Origin of the sequence: Pseudomonas urethralis, from assembly GCF_021602465.1 — a bacterium.
Taxonomy (GTDB): domain Bacteria; phylum Pseudomonadota; class Gammaproteobacteria; order Pseudomonadales; family Pseudomonadaceae; genus Aquipseudomonas; species Aquipseudomonas vlassakiae.
The window spans coordinates 1-5,400 of sequence record NZ_BQIJ01000039.1 but is presented as its reverse complement, the minus strand read 5'-3'; the positions used below and the strand labels follow the sequence as shown (position 1 = coordinate 5,400).

Below are 5,400 nucleotides of genomic sequence, written 5' to 3'. Positions count from 1 at the left end.
GGTTGGCCAGGGAAGTGAAGCTCAACGTCAACCAGTTGAATGATGCCGCCAAGATGGCATTGGTAGACATCACAGTCGCGGCAGGAACACTGGAGCTGGATGCGCGGAAGACCCTGAACGGCATGAAAATCAGTGCGGGCCAAGCATCGCAGTTGGTACGCGACAGTTTCAGTGGGTTACGGGGGACGGGTAAAGGCTGGGAGCTGTTGCTTTCGCTCGGCGGGCTCTTCTTGACGAGCGATAGCCTTGAAAAGAACCTCAAAATAGGGGAGGAAGAAATCGGCCCAAAGTCCAATGAGGCCATGATGGCCCTATACGGATCGAGCTTAGGTCTTCTTGGTGGAGAAATAGAGCTTTTGGGCTTATTGATGCCGCAAAGAGCAAAAATAGAAAACAGGTTCTCTATTGGTCGTATAGTTGCGAGTACCGGGGCAGCCATCAGCGCCATCAACGGACTCTTTGATACAATTCAGGCAATGCTCGCAATGAAGCGAAGCAGTACCTCTGGCGACGAAACCTCATACGAATGGTACAGGTACACTTTCATCGCCGGAATACTCAGCACCGCATCCTCAACTACTGCTGTATTCTATCCGACCATGTTTGGCCCTTTAGGCATCGCTATAGCACTTGGCTTTGTCACGTATACCCTGATGAAAACAGCCACTGAGAGCGAGTCAACACCTCTAGAGCGGTGGGCTAGGCGCTGTTATTTCGGCAACGCCAACGAATCCCCACGAATCCACTGGGACTCGCCAACTTATGCGGACATTGCAATCTCCGAATTGAATGCATGCACACTGGGCCTGACAAATGGGCTGACATTCGTAACCGTCAAAGCAGAGCATGCAACGAGTCCGAAAATAGGCGGCCTTGCCAACCTGGAAACCAATACAACACTAAAATTCAGAATCATGCTACCTCAATTCACAGAAGGCACTGCCGGATACCACTGGGCCTTAATAATTCATCGTTCAGGAGACGGTAACTCACCAGATCACACTGGAGGTGAAGTAATTGCAAGTGAACAATATTTTGCTCCATCCCTGGCCACAAGAACCGCCAGCCACACTTCACTAGCACCCTCGAAACGCCCTAGAACCCCGGACTACAGAGCAGACACGATTAAAACAACCAACACCAACCAAGAGCCTTCGCAGCCCCAAAATAATTACAACTTGAAAGTCATCACTGGAACCGTAGAGCTCACTCCTGACATAGGAAAACACAACATTTTATCCGCCACCCTTGTATCAGCCTACTGGCCAGATCGAAACATTCCGGATGCTGTCGCAGAAGTAAAAATACAGGAGGAAAAATAATGACCCTTCCTCATCGCGGATTTGGCTGGAAATATGACCTTCCCGCTCCAAATGAGCCTGCTCTTCTGCAGTCAATTTCCGACCAGCTAGACCCACCACCAAATCAAATCAGCCAAAACCATCTGGAAATTCCAAGATCCGTACTGAAATTCAGGGGATACTGGATCGTTATTGGGCCAATTTTGCTTCTACTAGTCACATTAGAAACAACTTTTTCAATATTTAATTACTTCATCCCATCCCCTAAAATCGACTTGGCTCTTGCGAGCGTAGCATTAGCCACATTCATTGGGTCATTTTTTATAGTTACGCCCTATCTTCGTTTCGAGTTGGAACTGCCACGCGACGAACCTATCCGCTTCAACCGGCACCGCCGAAAAGTCTACTTCTACCAATACCAAATGGATCGCCTTCACCCGTTCGGCCGCAAGAACTGGGGAGTTAAACCGGTCGCCTACGACTGGGAGAATCTCACTGCCGAAGTTTATCGATTTTATGCACCTTTGGGGTATGGCGGCTTAAAGGAAGAAGTCCGGATATCTGTCTGCAAGCCTGGAACCGACGAGATAATTGATCGCTTTTTCTTCACTGCAGACATAAACAAAGGCGAACAGTATTGGAATATAGCAAGATGGTTCATGCAGCAAGGGCCTGACGCGCTCCCAGACTTCGTCAACCCGCCTTGGGACTGGAATGAGGGCTTTTACTCAAACCCTTTTGATCAGCGCGCCCCCAAAGTCCAATGGCCCGCCGAAATGGACCTGGAATCCCGCACCGCCCCCGCTCAGGCCGAGCAACTATGAAACCCGCCGGCCCTGGCGGTATCGCTTGGCCTCCAAGCTTGCACCCGCTAAAATCCCCCGCGGGTGCTAGCTGCAAGGTGCAGTGACGCAGGTTAAAGAACAGTGCAGGTCGGGCCGCCTGCAGGGGTTCTTGTGCCTATGCAAAAAACCAAATTGACCCGCGCCCAACGCCTGGCCCAGCGGGCCTTCGCCAATTTCGAGCGCTTCCTGCACATCGAAGCGGTCAGCGGCATCGTGCTGCTGATCACCGCCGTCGCGGCCCTGATCTGGGCCAACTCTCCAGCCGCTGCCAGCTATGACGCCCTTTGGCACACGCCGATCAGCTTCGGCATCGGGTCGCTGAGCTTCTCGCAATCGCTGCACTTCTGGATCAACGATGGCCTGATGACCATCTTCTTCCTGGTGGTGGGCATGGAGATCCGTCGCGAAATCCACGAAGGCGCGCTGTCCAGCCTGCGCCAGGCCACCTTGCCGATGGCCGCTGCGGTGGGTGGCGTCGTCGCTCCTGCACTCATCTACCTGGCCTTCGGCCATGCGCCGGCCGAGCAGCAAGGCTGGGCCGTGCCGACCGCTACCGACATCGCCTTCGCGGTCGGCGTGCTGGCACTGCTGGGCAAGTCGATCCCGTCCAACATTCGCGTGTTCCTGCTGGCGCTGGCGATCATCGATGACATCATCGCCGTGCTGATCATCGCCGTCTTCTACTCCGGTGGCCTCGACTACAGCGGCTTCGGTGTCGCGGCCATCGGCCTGCTGCTGGTGGTAGCGCTGCAGAAAATCGGCGTCGGCTCGGCTTGGGCCTATGTCATCCCCGGCGCGATCACTTGGGTCGGCATGCTGATGACCGGTGCCCACCCAACCCTGGCCGGTGTGATCCTCGGCCTGATGACGCCGGTGGCCGCCATGCCCCTGGGCGAGCGCCCGGTGGATGCGATTTCGCGGTTCACCCACGATCTGCTGGGCCGGGCCAAGACGCCCGAGTCGGATACCGGTGAACTCATAGACCCGCTCAAACGCCTGCGCCTGGCGCAACGCGAGCTGGTGCCCCCAGTGACCCGTGTCGGCGGCGCCCTGCACCCTTGGGTAGCCTATGCGATCATGCCGCTGTTCGCGCTGGCCAACGCCGGTGTGGGCCTGTCCGGTATCGACTTGTCCGCCGAGGCGCCACACTGGGTGATGATGGCAGTGGCCGTGGCGCTGGTGGCTGGCAAGCCGCTGGGCATCATCAGCGTCAGCTGGCTGATGGTGCGCCTGGGCTGGTGCAGCCTGCCGGCCCAGGTCAACTGGCGCGGCATCACGCTGATCGGCCTGTTGGCTGGCATTGGCTTCACCATGTCGATCTTCATTGCCAACCTGGCCTACAGCGACCCGGCCTCGCTGGGTGCAGCCAAGCTTGGCGTGCTGTCGGGCTCGGTCATCGCAGCCGTGCTGGGCCTCGCCTGGGGCGTCACGGGCCTGCGCAAAGGCACGAGCAAGGCGCCTGTGCAAGCGAGTTGAAGGGTGACCGGGGCCTACTGGCCCCGGCATTTTCCTGTATACAAAATACTCGAACTTTGCTTACATGCGTGTCTGTGCGCCTACGACAGCGGCAATCGTCGCTGCGTATTGTGCCAGGCATGAGCCATGCAAGCTTCTCAGCAACACACCCCTAAGACCCTCCTGGTCAAGAATGCGGCACTGCTGGTCACCATGGACGGCGAACGCCGCGAAATCAGAGGTGGCGGCCTCTATATCGAAGACAACCTGATCAAGCAGGTCGGCCCCAGCGATACGCTGCCACAGCACGCCGACGTGATCCTCGACATGGCCGGCAAAGTGGTCATCCCGGGCTTGGTCAACACTCACCACCACATGTACCAGAGCCTCACCCGGGTAGTGCCGGCGGCCCAGGACGGTGAGCTGTTCAACTGGCTGACCAACCTGTACCCGATCTGGGCGCGGCTGACCCCGGAAATGATCTCGGTTTCGACCCAGACGGCCATGGCCGAGCTGATCCTGTCGGGCTGCACCACCTCCAGCGACCACCTGTACATCTACCCCAACGGCTGCAAGCTCGACGACAGCATCCACGCTGCCAGCGAGATCGGCATGCGCTTTCATGCCGCCCGCGGCAGCATGAGCGTAGGCCGCAGCCAGGGTGGCTTGCCGCCTGACTCGGTGGTGGAGAAGGAAAGCGACATCCTCAAGGAGTCGCAGCGCCTGATCGAGGACTACCACGATGCCCGTCACGGTTCGATGCTGCGCGTGGTGGTGGCGCCCTGCTCGCCATTTTCGGTCAGCCGTGACCTGATGCGCGAAGCCGCAGTACTGGCGCGCAACTACGGCGTATCGCTGCACACCCACCTGGCCGAGAACGTCAACGACATCGCCTACAGCCGCGAGAAGTTCGGCATGACCCCGGCCGAATATGCCGAGGACCTCGGTTGGGTCGGCCATGACGTGTGGCACGCCCACTGCGTGCAGCTCGACCAGCACGGCATCGAGCTGTTCGCCCGCACCGGCACCGGTGTCGCGCACTGCCCGTGCTCGAACATGCGCCTGGCGTCGGGCATCGCGCCGATCCGCAAGATGCGCGACCACGGTGTGCCGGTGGGCCTGGGCGTCGACGGCTCGGCCTCCAACGACGGTGCCAGCATGATCGGCGAAGTGCGCCAGGCGCTGCTGCTGCAGCGCGTAGGCTTTGGCCCTGACGCGATGACCGCCCGCGAAGCACTGGAAATCGCCACCCTGGGCGGCGCCAAGGTACTCAACCGCAACGACATCGGTGCCCTGGCGCCGGGCATGATCGCCGACTTCGTCGCCTTCGACCTGGGTCATGTGGCTTACGCCGGCGCCCTGCACGATCCACTGGCAGCCCTGGTGTTCTGTACCCCGACCCACGTCGACACCAGTGTGATCAACGGTCGCGTGGTATTGCAGGATGGCCGCATCACCACCATCGACCTGCCCCGCGTGCTGGAACGCCACAACCAGCTGGCCTACGAGCTCGTCAGCGGCGACTGACCCACCAGTAAGTGCTCTGCTTTTGCTCTGCTTTTGCTCTGCTTTTGCTCTGCTTTTGCTCTGCTTTTGCTCTGCTTTTGCTCTGCTTTTGCTCTGCTTTTGCTCTGCTTTTGCTTCTAAGCGCGCGGTAGTTCAGCAAACGCCGAATGCGACTTCAGGAGGCCGAGCGCAGGTCTTGCGGAGGGAGGTGACGGGCATGGATGCCCGTCAAGCGCTGCGGCCCAGGATGGGCCGTTCAGCGCGGTCCTCCCGGGAGCAAGGCCGGAGCGAGG

3 protein-coding genes and 1 pseudogene are annotated in these 5,400 nt (G+C 58.8%); all 4 read left to right on the top strand.

The genetic code is table 11. The annotated features are described in order from the left end of the window. Positions 1 to 1,322, top strand: a pseudogene (locus tag L6D64_RS27930) (hypothetical protein); the annotation flags it as partial. Then, entirely contained in the window at positions 1,322 to 2,125 is an 804-nt protein-coding gene (locus L6D64_RS27925) for a DUF6708 domain-containing protein (RefSeq protein ID WP_236192656.1), read from the top strand. The pseudogene L6D64_RS27930 and the gene L6D64_RS27925, both read left to right, overlap by 1 nt. 138 nt (positions 2,126 to 2,263) lie before the next feature. Next, the gene (gene nhaA, locus L6D64_RS27920; RefSeq protein ID WP_176509901.1) at positions 2,264 to 3,622 is read left to right on the top strand and encodes a Na+/H+ antiporter NhaA; all 1,359 of its coding nucleotides are present in this window, start codon (positions 2,264 to 2,266) and stop codon (positions 3,620 to 3,622) included. A 126-nt stretch (positions 3,623 to 3,748) separates the two neighbouring features. Then, a complete protein-coding gene (locus tag L6D64_RS27915) occupies positions 3,749 to 5,128 on the top strand; it encodes an 8-oxoguanine deaminase (protein WP_176509900.1) in 1,380 nt (459 codons plus the stop codon). The last annotated feature ends 272 nt before the right edge of the window (positions 5,129 to 5,400 follow it).